At 56.2% G+C, this 18985-nt stretch carries 17 protein-coding genes; 10 read left to right on the forward strand and 7 right to left on the reverse strand.

Features of this window, described 5'->3' with window-relative positions:
- The first annotated feature begins 92 nt into the window (after window positions 1–92).
- Complete coding sequence (gene sucC, locus ACT3RU_RS10520; RefSeq protein WP_087106261.1) at window positions 93–1259, forward strand: ADP-forming succinate--CoA ligase subunit beta; 1167 nt, start codon at window positions 93–95, stop codon at window positions 1257–1259.
- Window positions 1259–2131, forward strand: a complete 873-nt coding sequence (gene sucD, locus ACT3RU_RS10525) for a succinate--CoA ligase subunit alpha (protein WP_172117205.1) — start codon at window positions 1259–1261, stop codon at window positions 2129–2131. Before sucC ends, sucD begins: the two co-directional genes overlap by 1 nt.
- A gap of 77 nt (window positions 2132–2208) precedes the next feature.
- On the opposite strand, the gene ACT3RU_RS10530 is transcribed toward sucD, so the two are convergent.
- The 4 genes from ACT3RU_RS10530 to ACT3RU_RS10545 form a co-directional block, all read right to left on the reverse strand.
- The gene (locus ACT3RU_RS10530) at window positions 2209–3219 is read right to left on the reverse strand and encodes a glucosaminyl phosphatidylglycerol flippase (protein WP_087106256.1); all 1011 of its coding nucleotides are present in this window, start codon (window positions 3217–3219) and stop codon (window positions 2209–2211) included.
- A 4-nt stretch (window positions 3220–3223) separates the two neighbouring features.
- Window positions 3224–4057, reverse strand: a complete 834-nt coding sequence (locus tag ACT3RU_RS10535) for an N-acetylglucosaminyl phosphatidylglycerol deacetylase (protein ID WP_192527818.1) — start codon at window positions 4055–4057, stop codon at window positions 3224–3226.
- Window positions 4050–5192 (reverse strand): N-acetylglucosaminyl phosphatidylglycerol synthase, encoded by a 1143-nt coding sequence (locus tag ACT3RU_RS10540; RefSeq protein ID WP_192527817.1) that lies wholly within the window; start codon window positions 5190–5192, stop codon window positions 4050–4052. Before ACT3RU_RS10540 ends, ACT3RU_RS10535 begins: the two co-directional genes overlap by 8 nt.
- 182 nt (window positions 5193–5374) lie before the next feature.
- Window positions 5375–7312 carry an exoribonuclease II gene (locus ACT3RU_RS10545; RefSeq protein ID WP_192527849.1) on the reverse strand — a complete coding sequence of 646 codons (1938 nt, stop codon included), beginning with the start codon at window positions 7310–7312 and terminating at the stop codon, window positions 5375–5377.
- A 174-nt stretch (window positions 7313–7486) separates the two neighbouring features.
- On the opposite strand from ACT3RU_RS10545, the gene ACT3RU_RS10550 reads away from it, so the two are divergent.
- The 7 genes from ACT3RU_RS10550 (at window position 7487) to ACT3RU_RS10580 (ending at window position 15099) form a co-directional block, all read left to right on the forward strand.
- Entirely contained in the window at window positions 7487–8284 is a 798-nt protein-coding gene (locus ACT3RU_RS10550; RefSeq protein WP_192527816.1) for an HAD family hydrolase, read from the forward strand.
- Between the two features lie 129 nt (window positions 8285–8413).
- Window positions 8414–9139, forward strand: coding sequence for a response regulator (locus ACT3RU_RS10555; protein WP_192527815.1), 726 nt, complete (start codon window positions 8414–8416; stop codon window positions 9137–9139).
- An 80-nt stretch (window positions 9140–9219) separates the two neighbouring features.
- Window positions 9220–10635 carry an ATP-binding protein gene (locus ACT3RU_RS10560; RefSeq protein WP_192527814.1) on the forward strand — a complete coding sequence of 472 codons (1416 nt, stop codon included), beginning with the start codon at window positions 9220–9222 and terminating at the stop codon, window positions 10633–10635.
- Window positions 10636–10746: 111 nt separating this feature from the next.
- Complete coding sequence (locus ACT3RU_RS10565) at window positions 10747–12006, forward strand: ABC transporter substrate-binding protein (RefSeq protein ID WP_087106245.1); 1260 nt, start codon at window positions 10747–10749, stop codon at window positions 12004–12006.
- A 135-nt stretch (window positions 12007–12141) separates the two neighbouring features.
- Window positions 12142–13068 (forward strand): carbohydrate ABC transporter permease, encoded by a 927-nt coding sequence (locus ACT3RU_RS10570; RefSeq protein ID WP_192527813.1) that lies wholly within the window; start codon window positions 12142–12144, stop codon window positions 13066–13068.
- Window positions 13061–13939, forward strand: a complete 879-nt coding sequence (locus ACT3RU_RS10575; RefSeq protein ID WP_087106241.1) for a carbohydrate ABC transporter permease — start codon at window positions 13061–13063, stop codon at window positions 13937–13939. Before ACT3RU_RS10570 ends, ACT3RU_RS10575 begins: the two co-directional genes overlap by 8 nt.
- A 38-nt stretch (window positions 13940–13977) precedes the next feature.
- Window positions 13978–15099 (forward strand): ABC transporter ATP-binding protein, encoded by a 1122-nt coding sequence (locus ACT3RU_RS10580; RefSeq protein WP_192527812.1) that lies wholly within the window; start codon window positions 13978–13980, stop codon window positions 15097–15099.
- Window positions 15100–15106: 7 nt separating this feature from the next.
- Here the strand turns inward: ACT3RU_RS10580 and ACT3RU_RS10585 are convergent, their stop codons facing one another.
- From ACT3RU_RS10585 to ACT3RU_RS10595, 3 genes are all read right to left on the reverse strand, one after another.
- Entirely contained in the window at window positions 15107–16153 is a 1047-nt protein-coding gene (locus ACT3RU_RS10585) for a YcjF family protein (protein WP_192527811.1), read from the reverse strand.
- Window positions 16150–17538: a YcjX family GTP-binding protein gene (locus ACT3RU_RS10590; RefSeq protein ID WP_192527810.1), complete on the reverse strand. Its 1389-nt coding sequence runs from the start codon at window positions 17536–17538 to the stop codon at window positions 16150–16152. The genes ACT3RU_RS10585 and ACT3RU_RS10590 overlap by 4 nt, the downstream gene beginning before the upstream one ends.
- Before the next feature lie 164 nt (window positions 17539–17702).
- Window positions 17703–18572 (reverse strand): D-hexose-6-phosphate mutarotase, encoded by an 870-nt coding sequence (locus ACT3RU_RS10595; protein ID WP_192527809.1) that lies wholly within the window; start codon window positions 18570–18572, stop codon window positions 17703–17705.
- A 150-nt stretch (window positions 18573–18722) separates the two neighbouring features.
- Between ACT3RU_RS10595 and ACT3RU_RS10600 the strand changes: the two genes are divergently transcribed.
- A complete protein-coding gene (locus ACT3RU_RS10600) occupies window positions 18723–18965 on the forward strand; it encodes a GlsB/YeaQ/YmgE family stress response membrane protein (RefSeq protein WP_192527808.1) in 243 nt (80 codons plus the stop codon).
- The last annotated feature ends 20 nt before the right edge of the window (window positions 18966–18985 follow it).

Consider the following 18985-nt stretch of genomic DNA (forward strand, 5'->3'; position numbering starts at 1 on the left):
GCATGTTGTAAAATAGCGCGCGAAAGTACGGGGACAACCCGTTTTGAAAACGGGTTGTCGTTCGAGTCACATGCAACCAATGGCATGAATCGATGAACCTTCACGAGTATCAAGGCAAACAGCTGTTTGCTGATTATGGTCTACCAGTGTCTAAAGGCTTTGCCGTGGACACTCCCGAAGAAGCAGTAGAAGCCTGCAAAAAGATCGGCGGCGACATGTGGGTAGTCAAAGCCCAGGTGCACGCAGGTGGCCGTGGTAAAGCGGGTGGCGTTAAGCTGATCAAAGATCCGGCTGAAGCGAAGGCATTTGCTGAGCAGTGGCTGGGCAAAAACCTGGTAACCTTTCAGACTGACGAAAAAGGTCAGCCGGTTGCCAAGATTCTGGTAGAGACCTGCACTGATATCGCCGATGAGCTTTACCTCGGTGCCGTTGTCGACCGCACTACCCGTCGCGTGGTCTTCATGGCCTCGACCGAAGGTGGTGTTGAAATCGAAACGGTTGCTGAAGAGACGCCGGAAAAGATTCTTAAAGCCGAAATTGATCCGCTGGTTGGCGCACAGCCGTACCAGGCGCGTGAGTTGGCGTTTGCTCTGGGCCTGAAAGGCGACCAGGTCAAGCAGTTCACCAAGATCTTCCTGGGCCTATCCAAGTTGTTCCACGACAAGGATCTGGCACTTTTAGAGATCAACCCGCTGGTTATCACTGACGAAGGCAACCTGCACTGCCTCGACGCCAAACTTGGCCTCGACAGCAACGCGTTGTACCGTCACCCGGACCTGCAGGCCATGCGCGACCCTTCCCAGGAAGATCAGCGTGAAGCCGATGCAGCGAAGTGGGAACTGAACTACGTCGCACTCGACGGTAACATTGGTTGCATGGTAAACGGCGCAGGCCTGGCCATGGGCACCATGGACATCGTTAACCTGAGTGGCGGTAAACCGGCTAACTTCCTGGACGTTGGCGGCGGCGCGACCAAAGAGCGCGTAGCAGAAGCGTTCAAGATCATCCTGTCTGACGACAACGTGAAAGCCGTTCTGGTTAACATCTTCGGCGGTATCGTACGTTGCGACATGATTGCTGAAGGCATTATCGGTGCCGTTGAGCAAGTGGGTGTCAACGTGCCAGTCGTGGTTCGCCTGGAAGGTAACAATGCCGAGTTGGGTGCTGAGAAACTGGCGTCCAGCGGTCTGAACATCATCGCTGCTACCAGTCTGACCGATGCGGCTCAGCAGGTTGTTAAAGCGGCGGAGGGCAAGTAATGAGTATCCTGATCGATAAGAACACCAAGGTCATCTGCCAGGGTTTCACCGGTGGCCAGGGCACGTTCCACTCCGAGCAGGCGATTGCCTATGGTACGCAAATGGTCGGTGGTGTTACGCCGGGCAAAGGCGGCCAGGAGCATTTGGGCCTGCCAGTTTTCAACACCGTTAAAGAAGCGGTTGAGAAAACAGGCGCGGAAGCCAGCGTTATTTACGTACCGGCTCCGTTCTGTAAAGACTCAATCCTTGAAGCCGCTAACGCTGGCATCAAGCTGATCGTGTGCATTACCGAAGGCATCGCTACGCTTGATATGCTCGACGCAAAAGTAAAATGCGACGAGCTGGGCGTACGTCTGATTGGCCCGAACTGCCCGGGTGTTATCACTCCGGGTGAGTGCAAAATCGGTATCATGCCGGGTCACATCCACCAGCCGGGCCGCGTTGGTATCGTTTCCCGCTCTGGTACGCTGACTTACGAAGCTGTTAAGCAGACCACTGACCACGGTTTCGGTCAGTCTACCTGTGTCGGTATCGGTGGCGACCCGATTCCGGGTTCCAACTTTATCGACATTCTGGAAATGTTCGAGAAGGATCCGAAAACCGAAGCGATCGTTATGATCGGTGAAATTGGTGGTACGGCTGAGGAAGAAGCTGCCGCCTACATCAAGGATCACGTTTCCAAGCCAGTGGTTTCTTACATTGCCGGTGTTACTGCACCTCCTGGCAAGCGTATGGGCCACGCTGGCGCCATCATTTCTGGTGGTAAAGGCACGGCTGACGAGAAGTTTGCTGCCCTTGAAGACGCCGGTGTTAAAACCGTTCGTTCTCTGGCAGAAATCGGCGACGCACTGAAAGAAGTGACGGGCTGGTAAGCTAGCAAGCGGATCAAAAAGGGGTGCCAAATGGCACCCCTTTTTTGTGTCTGCATGTTGACTGCACCGCCGTCACTTTAACCCTCGACCTCACGCTTGCGGCCTTCAAGAATTTTTCTGAGCAGCGGGCGTCCTGCCATCAGCATAAATACCGGTGCCCCGGCGATCAGATAAAAATAGTAGGTGACAGCACGCCAGATCAAAATGGCGGCTGCCGCGCTGCTTTGGCCCACCATAGGGGCCAGCAGGGCCGACGAGGAGAGCTCGGCGCCCCCAGCGCCGCCGGGCAGCAGGGTCAGCTGGCCAGCCGCCATGGAGAGCATTTGCACCAGGAAGGTCCATGCCCAATCCAGATGTTGTCCAAGGCCGTACAGCGTGACGTAGAGAATGCTGTAGCGCACGATCCAGTGCACGATCCCGAATCCGAAGGCCAAAGCCAGCGCTGAGCGCGGCAACTGAAGGGTTTCGGTAAAGGCCTGTTTGAAGAGAAGGATGCGGCGCACCATGGCATGCTGGAGCCGTGCACTGACACGCATTCGAGACAGTAGGCGGCCGGTCACAATTAGTACGCGGCGATGATAGCGGCCTATGAGAACGACGCCGAGCAGTGCCAGGCATAAGAGTGCCATGGGTACCACCAACATCCATCCTAGCCGAGCATCAATTGAGCGCGTGATGACATAAATCATCATCGCGATCATCGAACAGAGAAAAAACAGCAGGTCAATGATCTGATCTACAGCAAAAATGGCAGTGGTCTGCGCGGGTCGAACGCCACGTCGCGTGAGAAGGGCGATCAGTGTCAATGGCCCACCGCTCCCCCCAGGCGTGGCGCAAATGGCGAATTCAGTGGCCATCACCGTGCCGGTAGCACGCATCAGCCCCATGTTGCCGGCGCGTCCCGCCAGTAGAACACGCAGCTTGGCACCGTTAAGCAGCCAGCAGACCAATATCATGCACAACATCAGCGCAAACAGACCTGGTGGAAATCCGGCAAGTAGATGAATAAGGTCAGTGCCACCCAATAGTATGGGGATGGCCATAACAGCGATGAGACCTGCGGCCAGCAGCCAGAGTGTTCTTTTCATGCGTCTAATTATTCAGGGGTGGGTTTGGCTCTGGGCGAGCGTTTTCAAGGCGGGTGTCCATACGTGATGATAAGGCGCCAGTCTGATCGTGCTGACTGCAATGGCGCTGTAACCAACTGATCTTGGTGGTGGGCCGATAGCCTTCTTCTAACAGGCGACGAATCGTCGTCAGCCAGTAGCGCCTTGAAATAGCATGGCGCATATCCACGGGATGTAGCCCCAGGCGAATCAGAGGTTCGTGGCGATGACGACGCCTAGCCCGCTCATTAACGACCCAAGACATACCGCGCCGCCAGCGGCTGCGTGCGCTCCATACCAGCGAGGGCGCTTTAATCGGTGTGTAGTCTGGCAGAAAGTACAGCTGGCCGGGGTCGCTGGTATAGGTAAACCCCTGGGTTTTTAGTGCCTGCCGTGCGCCTTCGCCTAAAAGCCAAGCGGGCGCAACGAACCCCTCCAGCGGCCAGCCCTGAGCACGAAAAAGTTCGACGCCACGCTGCAAACGCTCAAGTGCCTCAGCGTAGCTGAGCGGATAAAACTCACCTTCATAGGTATAAAGCCGTCGCATGAAGTAGTCGCGCGGCGTGCGGGGGGCGGGCGCATCATCGCAGTGATAGAAACCATGTAACGCCAGTTCGTCTCCGCGCTCCCGGCGTTGATGCAGGAGCTGCAGGAGATCAGTATCTTCAAAGGTGTTGCTGCGATGGTGAAAGTCGGGCACGACAAGCCAGGTCATGGGGATCTCCCCCATGCTGTCGATCTCCTCGACAAAGGCGCGATAGTCCGGCCAGGTGATAGGGGCAATGTCATGGAGTACCAGTGCAAATTCCCTGTTAGCCATGCTGTGCGCTCACCGTTGTCGTATGGCTAATGCCCAGAAGTTCGCGATAGTGCTGCATCACACCCTGCACGACGATATCCCAGTCATGATGGCGTTCTACATGCGCGCGCGCACGACGGCCCATGGCTTTTGCGTCGTTTTCAAAAAGAGCTTGAATGCTGCGTGCCATATCTTCACTGTCCAGTGGTCGACACAACATTCCGCACTCTTCGGGAACGTTTTCGGTCAGCGCACCGGCGCGGGCTGCCACTACCGGAATGCCACAAGCCATGGCTTCCAGCACAATCAGCCCGAAGGTTTCCTGGGTGCCCGCATGTAACAACGCATCGCTACTGGCGAAATAACGTGCAATCTCGGCGGTTGGGCAAAAATGATTGATGATCGTTACGTTGTCGGGAACCTGCGTCGGCATTGAGGAGCCGACCAGCAGCAGATGATAGCGCTGTGCAGAAGGGTCGTCCTGCAGGCGGCGCATTGTCTCCAGCAGGATAGGCAGGTTTTTCTCTTGCGAGCCGCGCCCGGCAAAAACCAGCAGGCGTGTGTCATCATTAAGCCCTAGCTCGACCCTGACCTGCTCATCGCGAAGTGCAGGGCGAAAGGTCGTGAGATCTACGCCCAGCGGCTGAACGCGAACCTCCTTAATACCCAGTCCTTCGAGTCGCTCTGCCATCACACGGCTCGGAGCGAGGACGCGATCATAATGATCATAAAGCCGCGAGATGTAGCCATTGATCAGCGAACGTGACCAGCCCCCCAGCCGATTGCTGATCATGGTGGGTAGGTCGGAGTGGTAAAAGGCTATCAGCGGGATATCAAGCTCACGGGCGCTTGCGATGGCCGCCCAGCCGACGGTATACGGGTCGCCGGCTTCGATCAGGTCCGGACGCACCTCATTAAGCGCTCGCCGCCAGGGACGCCTTGTCAATGGGAAGCGGTAGCCATTGCTGAAAGGCAGTGGGGTTGCGGGCACATCAACACGGTGATCTTGGGTTATATACACATGGCGCTCGCCAGGCACCAGCAGGGTATGGCGAGCATCGGCCAGGGCGTTCAAGCGATGACGCTTGGCATCAAGATAGGTACGTACGCCGCCACTGGAGGGCGCATAAAACATGGTCATGTCGGCAATATGCACTACACCGATACCTCCTCGAACCACTGATAGTTGAGCGGGCGACTTATGATTGCAAACGCAGGGGGCCGCAGGCGCCCCCTGTATAATGTGTCACTTTGATGACCGCTGAGGCAAGCGGCAACAGACTATTGCCTGTCACATTGCCGAGGTCATAAGCCCGCCCATATGGGCGGGCAGGCACTTTAGGCGGGGCGTGCCACCAGCGAACGGGTCTCTTCACGCGCTTCTACCAGCGCAACACGCAGGCTATCGCCCAGTTTATAGCGCTCTTCACCCTCGATCTGAATGCGTCCCTCTTTATCATCGATAGCCACTTTGTCGCGGTCGCTATGCATCAAGGGAGCTGGAACAAACGCGGTAGCGCCATTCTCAATCAGGCGTACGCGCATACCGCCACGGTTAATCGCCATAATGTCGGCTTCAAACGTGTCCTGGTTCTGCGCCGCAGGCGTTAAGAAGCGCACGTAGAGCCAGTCTTTCACATCACGCTCGGCCATCCGGTTTAGGCGGCGGCGCTCGGTGAGCTGCTCGGTTAACGCTTGGCTTGCTTCTGCCGGGGCCTGTTCGCTTTTCAGTACGCGTTTGATCAAACGGTGATTGACCATATCGCCATACTTACGAATCGGCGATGTCCAGGTCGCGTAAGCAGCCAAGCCAAGGCCAAAGTGCGGGCCGGGCTGAGCAGACATGCTGGTAAAGCCCTGGAAACGACGCAGACGGGCATCCAGCCAAGCGTCATCGCGGCTCTCAAGCGCGCGCTTAAGCTCTTTGTAGTGATCCAGTTCCGTTAACGCTTCACGCTCAACGGTAATCTCCTGGCTTGCCAGGAACTCTTGCGCCGCCTCGGCTTTTTCGGGCTCAAAGGCACGATGCACGTTAAAGATACCGTGGCCGATGTGGCTTGCCAGGAAGTCCGCGCAGCAGGCGTTGGCCGCAATCATCGACTCTTCAATCATGCGGTTGGCGATACGCCGGTCTTCGGTATTGATCGCCAGCACATTGCCTGCCGCGTCAAGCTCAAAAACGTAATCGGGACGATCTTTAAAGACCAGTGCGTGCTCGTTGCGCCAGGCGGTACGTGCTTCGGTGAGTTCTTGCAGCGCAGTAAGCTGCTCGGCGATGTTATCTTCGGGTGCCCAATCGCCTTGACCGTCAATCCAGTCAGAAACGCGGTCATACACGAGCCTGGCATGCGATTTAACGTTCGCCGCGAAGAAGCGGTAGTCACCCAGGCTGCCGTCGGCATTGATAACCAACGTGCAAGCGAGTGTCGGGCGCTCTTGGCCTTCCCGTAGCGAGCACAGGTCATCGGCCAACTGTTCCGGCAGCATGGTCACGTTTTGGCCCGGCAGGTACACGGTGAAGGCGCGGGTACGTGCTTCCAGGTCAGCGGCATGCCCCTCTTCTACATAGGCAGTGGGGTCCGCAATCGCGACGCTTAGCTGCCAGCCGCCCTCTGCGCGTTTGCTTACGTGTAGCGCATCATCCATATCGCGGGTTTTTTCACCGTCGATAGTGAAGAAGGGCTGCTCGGTAAGGTCTTCGCGGGTCAGGCCTTCTTCGTGTAATGGCCATTCGGTGCCCGCATCGGGGCAGTCCTGTTCCAGCGCGTGACGGGCAAGTGTGACGCGCCATGGCACCGCAGGGTCGTCCGACTTGGCGACCAACTCATCAATTTGGGCAAAAAAGCCGCGGTCATTCTCTTTAAGCGGATGGCGAACCAGGCGGGCAACCACCCAGTCACCATCGGCAATGCTGGCTTCATCCAGGCTGTTTTTGATACGTGACTTGATCACATTACGAATAGAGGGGTGATCAGGGACGACGGCCAAACGATCTTCGCGCTTTTGAACACGCGCCACAAAGCGGTCAAGACCGGCTTCAATCAGCTTTTCAGGCTCAACCGATTTCTTGTCACCGTTTTCGTGAATCACCGCTTCTACGCGGTCACCGTGAATCACCTGCTTCATCGCGGGAGGCGGCACGAAGTAGGATTCACCGTTATCGGTTTCGAGAAAGCCAAAGCCTTTCTCGGTGGCTTTAATCACCCCTTCAGCGCGCGGGGTGGTATCACGAATTTGTTGCTTGAGCTGAGCAAGCATAGAATTATTCTGAAGCATGAGATCAATCAGTTGGCGAGAGTAGCTTGCCACTATACGGATTCCCAGGGGCTGCGCCAATTATCCGCCGTGGAAGTTGATGTTAGTTAGATAGTATCTTAGATAGTATCAAGGTGTTACATAGCCCGAGGAGGATCGGTTAAGCTGATGTTTCATTAATGGAGAGCGCACGTTATGACACCACGGCTGATTGTTTCTGATCTTGATGGCACCCTATTGGGGCGCGACCATCGCTTGCACGAAGATACCATTGAGGTCTTGAGAACGTTGGTCAACCAGGGGCATCTCTTGGTGCTTGCATCAGGACGCCACTATGCCGATATGCGTGTTTTTAGAGATCAGCTCAATGTTCCCATCCATTTAATCAGCAGTAATGGTGCCTATACACACGACCCTAACGATCAATTACTGGCGGCCTACCATGTCGGTTCCCCTCAGGCTGCCGCGTTGATTAAATTGCCGCGCCCGGACAATGTACGGTTAAGCCTTTACCTGGACGATGCCTGGTACATAGATGCTGAGTCGCCCAGCCATTTGGAAATGCATGCAGCCACGGGATTTGTCTACCAGGTGGTGCCGCCGGAGAAGATGCCTACCGAGGGGATCGGTAAGGTGCTTTACGGCGGGCGCCCCGATGCGCTGTTAAAGGTCGAAACCGCCATCCGCGAAATTAATGATGGCTCGCTTCACGTGACCTATTCAACCAGCGATTCGTTAGAGATTATGGCGGGAGGCGTCAATAAGGGAGTAGCTTTGTCGGCGCTGCTCAAGCGCCTCTCGGTTGCACCTGAAGACTGCCTTGCTTTTGGCGACAACCTCAACGACGTTGAGATGCTAAGCTTGGTGGGAGAGCCGCACTTCATGATTAACTCACACCCAGAAATGGCCGGCAGGCTAAACGCCGCGCGGCAGATAGGCCACCACGGCGAGGCGGCCGTCGCTGTGCTGTTACGCGAGCGATTTGCACTCTGAAAGCGACATTAAAAAGAAGATTCGTTAGCGTCAGTCCCATCATTAGTCGAAGGGGGCTTGAGATACCCGGTCCCCTCGACCATCATCATGGCCCCAGAACGACAACAACGTAGGGCCAAAGCCGCTGCAATGACGACACCCGCTGCTACCTTGATTGTGGTCGATGACGATCCGGAAATTCGTGAGCTGCTTGCTGATTATCTGGGTCACCACGGTTATCGCGTTTTCACCGCCGATGGCGCCGAGGCGCTGCATGCTCTGCGCTTGGAGTGTTCTCCCGACTTGCTGATTGTCGATTTAATGTTGCCCGGCGATGACGGCTTCACCATCTGCCGTGATGTGAGAAAGCATAGCGATGTGCCGATTATTATGCTCACGGCCAGTGCTGATGAGACAGATCGAATTCTCGGCCTGGAGTTAGGTGCTGATGACTACCTGAGCAAGCCATTTAACCCCCGCGAGCTTTTAGCGCGTATTAAAGCGGTATTGCGGCGTACGCGCAGTGATGCGGCGCCTATTCCCACAGGGCAAGCGCGTTGGGTGGGTTTTGGTCAGTGGCAGTTGGATCGCATGACGCGAGAGCTGATTGACGAGAAGGGTGAGCGTACCTCGCTCTCAGGGGCCGATTTTCAACTACTTCAAGTGTTTCTGGAACACCCTGCCACGGTGCTCTCGCGGGATGATCTCTATGCGCTGACCCGGGGGAGAGACGCGCCGCCGCTTGATCGCTCCATTGATGTTCACGTTTGTCGCCTTCGCCAACGGCTGGGCGAAGATGCTCAGCATTCGCAACTGATCCGCACGGTGCGAGGGGCGGGCTATGTGTTAACCGCCCAGGTAGATGCACTAACGTGAAAGCGGCAGGATGGAGAGGCATTAGGCGTAGGCTGGCCCGCAGGCTGCCCGCCTCTCTGCGCGGGCGTTTTGTCATTATCATGATCGCTGGGGTGCTGGTGGCTCAAGGCGCCAGCTATGCGCTTTGGAGTTCTCAGGTACGATCCAGCCATTTGGCTCAGCTTGATGAGCTGTCCACTAACATGGCCTTTAGCATCGCCTCCACCATGCGGTTCTTCCGCTCGCTACCCGTTGAATACCGCCATATTGTGCTGGATCAGCTACGCAATATGGGCGGGACGCGGTTTTTTGTGAGCGTTAACGAGCGCCGACTCATGGTCAACGATATTGGCTCGGGGCTGGAAAAAGAAGTTGTCGTTAACAACGTACGTTCGGTGCTCACTCGCGAGCTTAATATTGACGATGTCGTCGTCGAATTTTCGCGTCCGGAAAATCTGCGCGTACTCAATAACGAGGTGCTTCTTTATGACCTGCCGCCCCGTTGGGGGCAGCACAGCCTGATGATGGAGCCGCTATCGCCGCCCATTTTAGTCGTACAGTTAGAGCTTTCACCCGGCACCTGGCTTTACGTTGCCACGCTCTTGGGCGTGCCCGATATTTTTAGCGGCTATCGCTGGCTTTCTGAAGAGCGTTTGCTGGTAGGGCTTTTGGTACTGCTGAGCGTGTTGGCGCTTTCGTTACTGGGCATTACCAGCGTGACCCGGCCGCTGGCACGGCTTTCACGCGCGGCTAGGCAGTTGGGAGATGACCTTGATATTCCCCCCTTAAAGGAGAGCGGCCCCAAAGAGGTGGCGGCCACTGCCATTGCATTTAATCGAATGCAGCGACGCATACGTGAGCAGATTGAGGAGCGCGAGCGGCTGTTCTCCGCTATTTCTCATGACCTAAAAACACCGATCACCCGCATGCGCCTGCGTGCCGAGATGCTGGATGACACGCTCCAGCGTGAGCGTTTTTGTGCTTCTCTGGACGAATTGGATAGTTTAGTAAAAGGCGCACTGGCATCGGTAAAAGGGCTGGACCTGCATGAAGAACCCGTGCCTGTCTCCCTGGAGCAACTGCTTGAAGAACTGGCCGAGGCGCTTAGCTTGCAAGGTGGGGAGGTCAAGATTGAGCGCCAGAGTGCCGTCAACATCGCGCCGATTGTTGTCAAGCCTCTAGCGCTGAAGCGCTGCCTGGCCAATTTACTTGAGAACGCGATTTTTTACGGTAAGCAGGCGGATATCTATCTGTTTAATGAGGAGGAAAGCGTCACCTTACAGATACGCGATTACGGCCCGGGCATTCCTGAAAAGCAGTTAGAGCGCGTGTTTTCGCCCTTTGTAAGGCTGGAGCCTTCACGTAGCCGCCATACCGGTGGTAGTGGCCTAGGATTAGGCATTGCCAAGCATATCGCCCGGGCACACGGTGGCAATATTCAGCTCGCCAACCATGCTGAACAAGGCTTAATCGTGACCCTTACGCTACCGCGTCAGGAAACTATTACGGGTTTGTAATAAACCTCCAACACTATGCAGCACTCGGTAACTCACGTTGCTGCTTTTCCTGGAGTAACCTTCTAAAGGCCGAACGTCCGAGAGGACAATAACAATATCAGGAGCGACGCAATGCCGATGTTTAAGAAAACCACCCTCGCCCTCGCCTTAGCCGGGGCTACACTTGCCGCGACAGCTCATGCCGAAGAAGTCGAAGTACTTCACTGGTGGACTTCCGGTGGCGAAGCTCGCGCTGCCAACGTGCTTAAAGAGCTAATGGAAGCTGAAGGCTACGGCTGGCAGGATTTTGCTGTCGCCGGGGGCGGTGGTGAAACGGCGATGACAGTGCTCAAGTCGCGTGCCATGTCCGGCAATCCTCCCTCAGCAGCTCAAATCAAGGGGCCTGAAATCCAGGAGTGGGGCGAGCTGGGTCTGTTAGGTAATCTTGATGACGTCGCGGGCGCCGAAGGCTGGGATGAACTGCTGCCTGAGGTTGTCGCCAATATCATGCGCTATGACGGTCAGTATGTGGCGGTACCTGCTAACGTCCATCGGGTGAACTGGCTATGGGCCAACCCCGAAGTGCTGGACGCCGCTGGGGTTGAAATGCCAACGACGCTGGATGAACTGTTTGTCGCAGGAGAGGCCATTCGCGAGGCGGGCTTTGTGCCGCTGGCGCACGGTGGCCAAGCCTGGCAAGACGCTACGGTATTTGAAAGCGTGTTATTAGGTGGTCAAGGCAGTGAGTTTTACCAAGCGGCGTTGGTGGATTTAGATCCGGAAGCGCTGGGCGGCGATCAAATGATCGAGTCGCTGGAAGACTTCAAGCGTCTGCGTGAGCTAATGGATGAAGGTATGCCTGGACGTGACTGGAATATTGCCACTGCGATGGTGATTGAAGGCGCGGCAGGCATGCAGTTGATGGGTGACTGGGCCAAAGGAGAGTTTACCGCGGCGGGGCTGACAGCCGGTGAAGACTATCTGTGTGCAGCGGCACCCGGCACTGAAGACGCATTTACCTTCAACATTGATAGTCTAGCCATGTTCCGGGTGACGGATGACGGCGAGCGTGAGGCACAACAGGCATTGGCACGTTTGGTACTTGAACCTACTTTCCAGGAAGCCTTCAACCTGGCGAAAGGCTCAATCCCAGCGCGTCCTGATCTGGAGATGAGCGAGTTCGATAGCTGTGCCCAGCAGTCGCTGGCCGATTTTCAGCGCACCGCTGAAGAGGGCGGTTTAGTGCCCAGTATGGCGCACGGCATGGCCGTTCGTGCGGATGTACAAGGGGCTATTTTTGACGTAGTAACTAACTACTTCAATAGCGCTGATATGACCGCTGAAGAAGCCGCTGAACGTATGGTGAGCGCAGCGCAAGCGGCCTCATTCTAACGCACTTTTCGCTTGGCTTAGCCTGACTCAGGTAGGGGGCAGGCAATACCGCCAGGAAATGCTGTAGGGCGCCGCCGCAACGGCGGCGCTTGAGTTTACGGGTAAGCCACTTCTTTTTATAAGAGTTACCTCCCCATGAAAAATACCTCTGCGCTGCGCTTAGGGCCTGGTGCCAAGCGGTCAACATCTTCTGGTGGTTTGCAGGCGTGGCTTCCGCGCCTGGTGTTGGCGCCGTCGGTAGCGATTTCGCTGTTTTTTGTTTACGGCTTTATGCTGTGGACCTTCGTGCTCTCGTTGACCAGCTCGCGCATGCTGCCCAGCTACGATTTTGTAGGTTTTGGCCAATATGCCCGTTTAATGGCGAATGATCGCTGGTGGGTTGCCTCCACTAACTTGATGATATTTGGCGTGCTGTTTGTGGCCATTTGTCTGGTGATCGGTGCGTTTTTGGCCATTTTACTGGATCAAAAAATTCGCCAGGAAGGCGCACTGCGCACCATTTATCTCTACCCTATGGCGCTGTCATTCATCGTCACTGGCGTGGTGTGGAAGTGGTTGCTTAACCCGCAGCTGGGTATTCAAGCGATGGTGCAGAGCTGGGGTTTTGAGTCCTTTCGCTTTGACTGGATTATTGACCCGGATATGGCGATCTACACGCTGGTCATTGCTGCCGTATGGCAGGCATCCGGGTTTGTCATGGCGTTGTTCCTGGCCGGGTTGCGCGGCATCGACGACAGCATTGTCAAAGCGGCTCAGTTAGATGGTGCAAGCCTGCCGCGCATTTACTGGCGTGTGGTGATGCCCTGCCTGCGCCCGGTGGTATTTAGTGCCGTAATGATTTTGGCGCATATTGCGATCAAAAGTTTTGACCTGGTAATTGCACTGACCGGCGGCGGGCCTGGGTACGCGACCGACTTACCGGCCACCTTTATGTATGCCCACGCGTTTAATCGCGCCCAGATTGGATTGGGGTCTGCGAGTGCCATGCTCATGCTCGGGGGCGTGCTGGCGATTTTGATTCCTTATCTCTACTCCGAATTAAGGAGCCGTAAGCATGGATAATGTCATTCGTCGCCAAACCTTCGCGGCACGGTTGGGTCGTGTTGTGCTGTATGGCGTGCTGATTCTTGCTGCCCTGTTTTATATCCTGCCGCTTATCGTGATGCTGATGACCTCGGTGAAGCCGCTAAGTGAAATCAGCGCCGGAACACTTTTATCGTGGCCACAAAATCCGACGCTCGCGCCCTGGACAAAAGCCTGGGGAGAAGCCTGTACCGGCATGCGCTGCGATGGCGTCGGCGGTTATTTCTGGAACTCCTTTGCAATTGTTATTCCCGCGGTATTGATCTCAACCACCGTCGGCGCCCTTAATGGCTACGCGCTCACCAAATGGCGCTTTAAGGGATCCGAATTGGTGTTTGCGTTAATGCTGTTCGGCTGCTTCATTCCCTTCCAGGTGGTGTTGCTGCCCATGGCGCAAACCCTGGGTTGGCTGGGCATTTCCAGCTCACGTGCTGGCTTGATACTGGTGCATGTGGTGTTTGGTATTGCGTTTACCACGCTCTTCTTCCGTAACTTTTATGTGGGTATTCCCAACGAGCTTGTGTCGGCTGCGAAGTTGGACGGCGCCGGATTCTTCCGCATTTTCTGGCGAATCCTGCTGCCGGTTTCTGCACCGATCATCGTCGTCTCGGTGATTTGGCAGTTCACTCAAATCTGGAATGACTTTTTGTTTGGCGTGGCCTTTTCGGCCCACAACACTCAGCCCGTGACCGTAGCGCTTAATAATCTTGTCAACACTTCCACCGGCGTACGTGAATATAACGTCGATATGGCAGCAGCGATGATCGCAGCGCTACCCACCCTGGTGGTGTACGTACTGGCAGGCAAATACTTCGTGCGTGGGTTAACCGCTGGCTCCGTCAAAGGCTAGTTCTGAGAAGAGCCTGATAACAAAACAGGGTGTTTTTTATGTCGACATTAGAAATTCGCAACGTTCGTAAAGAATTTGGCAGCGAGCGAGTGCTGAAAGACGTCAGTATTTCGATTAATTCCGGTGATTTTTTGATTCTGGTCGGGCCTTCTGGCTGCGGCAAGTCCACGCTAATGAACGCGATTGCCGGGCTTGAGCCGGTGACCAGCGGCCATATTTTGATTGATGGCGAAGACGTCACCTTTAACACGCCTGCCGAGCGCGATATCGCCATGGTGTTTCAGTCCTATGCGCTTTATCCCAGCATGACCGTGCGCCAGAACATTAGCTTCGGGTTAGAGATGCGTAAAGTGCCCAAAGCCGAACGCGAAGCCTCGGTAGAGCGCGTGGCAGACTTATTGCAAATCACTCACCTGCTGGAGCGCAAGCCTGCCCAGCTTTCCGGGGGGCAGCGCCAGCGGGTGGCGATGGGGCGGGCGCTGGCGCGGGAGCCCAAGGTCTATCTGTTCGATGAGCCGCTTTCTAACCTGGATGCCAAGCTGCGCGTTGATATGCGCACTGAAATCAAAAAGCTCCACCAACGGCTGGGCACTACGATTGTTTACGTTACTCATGACCAGGTAGAAGCAATGACGCTGGCCGACTGCATTGCCGTCATGCGTGATGGCAATATCCTCCAGCTTGGCAGCCCTGATGAGGTTTATAACAATCCGGTCGATATGTTCGTGGCGGGCTTTATGGGGTCGCCCTCCATGAACTTTATTCGCGCGATGCTGGAAAAAGAGCATGACCGCTACCAGCTGCGAATTGCAACACCAGGTGAGACGGACTTGCTGCTTCCCTGGCCTGAAAACCGTGTGACGGCCGATATGGCCGAGCGTCTAAATCAACCGGTCATTCTTGGCCTACGCCCGGAACACTTCAGCGAAGAGGATGTACGTTTAACGGCGCAGGCTGAGGGCACACTGCTCAACGCAAATATCAGCGTGGTAGAGCCGACCGGCGCGGATATCCTGCTGCGGTTGCCGCTGGGCGAGCAGGAAGTTACTGCCCGCGTTGGTCCTAAATGCCCGGTTGTCGCCGGAACGCGCCTGGCGCTGCGTATTGATATGGAACAAGCCATTCTGTTTGATGCGGTGAGCGAGCAGCGAATCGCTTAGCCAGTGGCTACTCCCTGGTCCGTGTGGCCGGGGCAGGCTCTTTATCCAGCCGTTTGATCTGGCGCCAGAGGTCCTGGCGCAGGTCGGCCATTCTGGGTTGCTCTTCGGGTATGAAGGCTACCGGGCGGCAGAGGCGCTGGGCGCGTAGCCCCAAACGGGCGCTAAGCAGCCCGGTGGCCAGGCCTTGGCTTGCGCGAGTGGAAATTCGGCCAGCCAGGTGCAGCGAGAGCATATCCATACTGGCATCGGCGGCGAGTTCGCTTACGCCTGCAAACGCCATGTTGCGCAACACATTTCTAAACAGACGTAAGCGGCTGGCGTAACCAAGTTCCAGGCCGTAAAGCCGGCATAACCTGTCGACCATGGCGAGACTGCGCCAGGCTACCAGCGCCATATCCACCAGCGTAAGGGGGCTGATCGCCACCATAATGGCGGTTTCCCCAGACATACGGGTTATCAGACGCTGCGCCTCACGATCGCGGGGTGCCAGCAAGTGGTGGCGCAGCAGCGCCTGAACTTCCTCTCCGTTATGATGCGGCTCACAGGCGCGCTCAAACGCTTGCCAGTGAGGGTCGTCCGCTGAAAGCTTTAATTGCTGGCGAAGCGCTTCGGCCATTTTCTTTGCCTGATGGGGCGAGCGTTGGGGCAGTTCAGCTAAATCGCTACGCAGTCGATCATGGCGTTTCAGACGCCTTAATCGGCCGAGTTCTCTGATCAGTGACATGCCCCCTAAGCCAATCAGACTGATGCCAAACAGCTGCCACGCCAAATTCATCCACGCTGACTGGGAAAGCGCATCGGGAATGCCGGTGGCCAGTTCGATGATGCCCAGCGTGGCTCCACCTGCCAAGGCAAACATTAACCCCCAGCGGCGTTTGCGTGGGGCGCCCAGGCTGGTAGCGGGCAACGCCTGTTCCTCGGCCGCCGTTATAAGGGGCTGGTCATCGTCGGTTGCTTCAAAGCGCTGCTGCTGGCGTAGGCGGGTCTCCTGCTCGGTAGCCGTGTCGGGCGTATCGTGCAGGCGAAAATTACGCCGTGGCTGTGGGTCAGTCATGCGAGTTTATCTCCAATCAGCCAATCAATGGCGGCGTCCATTCGAATATGTGTCAGTGCATCCGATGTCGATGGCATGGGTCGAAAGCTGGGGAAGTCAAAGCCCTGGTGCTGCCAGAAGTCGGCATTGGGCAGGCGGGTCGGGACATCGCCTGGGTAAACCAGCACGTCTTCGCCCTCAAGCGTTGTGCCGCGTAGCGCCGAGGAGCGTTTTCCATCCTGCAATACTTCGCGTGCCTCGGTGGCCCGAATAGCCGCAAGCGACAGCGCTTTTACCGGCACGTTGGCAAAGCGTAAATCCTTCAGCGGTTCGGCTAGCAGCGCTTCCAGTAACTGTACAACATGGCTGTGCTGGTCTGGCGTTACGTGATCCGCTTTGGTGGCGGCGATGGCCAAACGGTCAATTTTGGGTGCGAACAGACGCGATAGCAGGCTGCGTTTGCCGTAGTCGAAGCTTTGCATTAATTGACGCAGTGCACGGGAAAGGTCCTCAAACCGTTCAGGACCGGCGTTCAGTGCACCCAGTACATCGACCAGTACAATCTGACGATCAAAACGCCTGAAATGATCACGATAGAAGGGCTTCACCACCTGTTGCTGATAGTAGCGAAAACGGGCAGCAAGTGTGGCGTAAAGGCTGCTTTGGGGCAGGTTGTTGAGCATTTCCCTGGAAGCATCAAGATGGGGCAGAGGGAAGAACTGCAGTACCGGGGCGTCCGCCAGCTCACCGGGAAGCAAAAAACGCCCTGGTTGAAGGTCCGAAAAGCCCGCTGCCTTGGCACGACGAAGCCCTTGCGCATAGGCATCAGCCAAGTGCGCCAGTTGCGCTTCGTCCGCTTCAGCAGCGGGGTCTAAAGCTTTCACCGCGTCTAACCACTCGCTGAAGAGTGCGCGCCGCTGCTCGCCTTCCAACAAGGGCTGGGCCTGGCACCAGCTGTAAAAATCGTGCTGCAGCAGCGGTAAATCGAGCAGCCATTCGCCCGGGTAATCAAACAGGTCCAGAGTTAAATGGGCGATATCCGGTGACAGCCAGCCGTTTTGCGCAGGCCGATAGCGCAACTGCAGGCGTAATTCGCTGATGCCCCGTGTCGGTTCGGGCCAGCGCGGCGGCGTATCGCGCAGTGCTGCCATGCCCGGGTCGTAGGGGAAGCGGGGGACGCCAAGATCGGGTTGATTAAGCCGCTGTGCGCCCAGTAAGCGGCCATCTCGGGCGGCGGGCAGTAAATCCAGCCTTGCCTCGACGCCCGCATGACGTAGCTGGTTCACCAACGAGGTTAAAAACGCCGTTTTGCCCGCTTGTGATAGCCCTGTTACCGCTAAGCGCAGCTGACGGTCTCGGCCTCGTTCCAGTAAGTTACTCAGTTCGCGGCTTAACGGCTGGCGCATCCTGGCGTTCCTTTTGTTAATCCTGAATTCAGAAGTCATGGGGCCGTGGCCGTAAGCGGCTCACGTAGTGAGCGAACATTAGTGGCTGGCGGCGTTGCAAACGTAATGGCTAATTTGGTTGCTAGCATAGTGAATAGCATAGCCAAGGGTTGATGAACCGTGCATTAACCGCGACTTAGCGTTGTCCCCAGCAGGTGCTGGGCGCCTGGTACCAGCCACACCGGGTCAAGGCGCGTGTTGGCGGCTTCAATGCACAAAAAATGGCGCGCGGCGTCAGCAGGTGTGTCGCCGGGAGGGTTCGCACCGGGGTGCCACACCACGGTTGAATCACTTGACTGCTTGGCAACGCGCAAGCGGCGCACGCCATCATCTAGAAGCACGGCTTCATTGCTGTGATAAATTCGGTCGATGCCGCCACGGATAGCCAGCGTGCCTTGTTGCTCGGACTCCGCAAAATCACGCAGCTTGTCCAGGTAACGGGCGCCCGCAAGACCTTCCACACGACACTGATGCACGTCATCAACGGCTAAATAGGTGTGCAGCGCACCGCTGGTTTTAACCGGCGTATCGCCGATATTTTCACTGATAAGCTCAACATTTAAGCGTTGCGCGTTGGCCTGAACCACCACGCGTGCGGTGAGTTGGTTGTGCAGAGGGTGCTCGGGAGAAAGGTGCACCTCAATTCCCTCTGCGTGCTCATCAACGGCGTCCAGCCGCCAACTGGCTTGGCGAGCCAAACCGTGGAATGGGCCGTCGCGTTCAGGACTTTCGTCGGCGTAGCGCTCGTCTGCAAACCAGGGCCAGCATAATGGGATACCGCCGCGTATAACGTCGGGCGTTGCGGGCGGTGTCGGTGTTACCCAAAGCCAGCCGGTATCATTGGCAGGTTTGAAGTGAAGCACTTGAGCGCCTTGTAGGCTAATGGCAAGCTCGCCCCAGGGCATATTGAAAAGAGCGACATTGCGTCCTTCCCACGTCGCTATTTGCTGGCCGTCTACGCTAGCCATAAGAGTTACGAGTGAATCAGGGGTCATCAGCGTTCCTTAAAAGGGTGTGTATCAAATCAGGCAGGATTGTCGCGCTGTGTGCTATGGTAGGACAAGCATAATGAGTAGGTAAAACGCCTAGGTTGGCAGGTAAGAGACATAGGTAAAACCCTGAAAAGTGGATATCAAGGAGGCACTATGGGCTTTATTGCGTGGTTAATTATTGGTGGTTTGGCTGGCTGGATCGCTGGCAATATCATGCGCGGCGGCGGTTTCGGCATCCTGGGCAATATCGGTGTGGGTATCGTTGGAGCCGTGTTAGGTGGCTTTTTGTTTAGTTTGCTAGGCTTGCAGGCGGGCGGCTTTATTGGCTCGCTAGTGACCGCTACGGTAGGGGCTGTCGTACTGCTGTGGGTTATTAGTAAAGTGCGAAGCGCGTAGCGTTAAATAAAAGACGTCGT

Origin of the sequence: Halomonas sp. TP35, assembly GCF_052375975.1 — a bacterium.
Taxonomy (GTDB): Bacteria; Pseudomonadota; Gammaproteobacteria; order Pseudomonadales; family Halomonadaceae; genus Vreelandella; species Vreelandella citrativorans.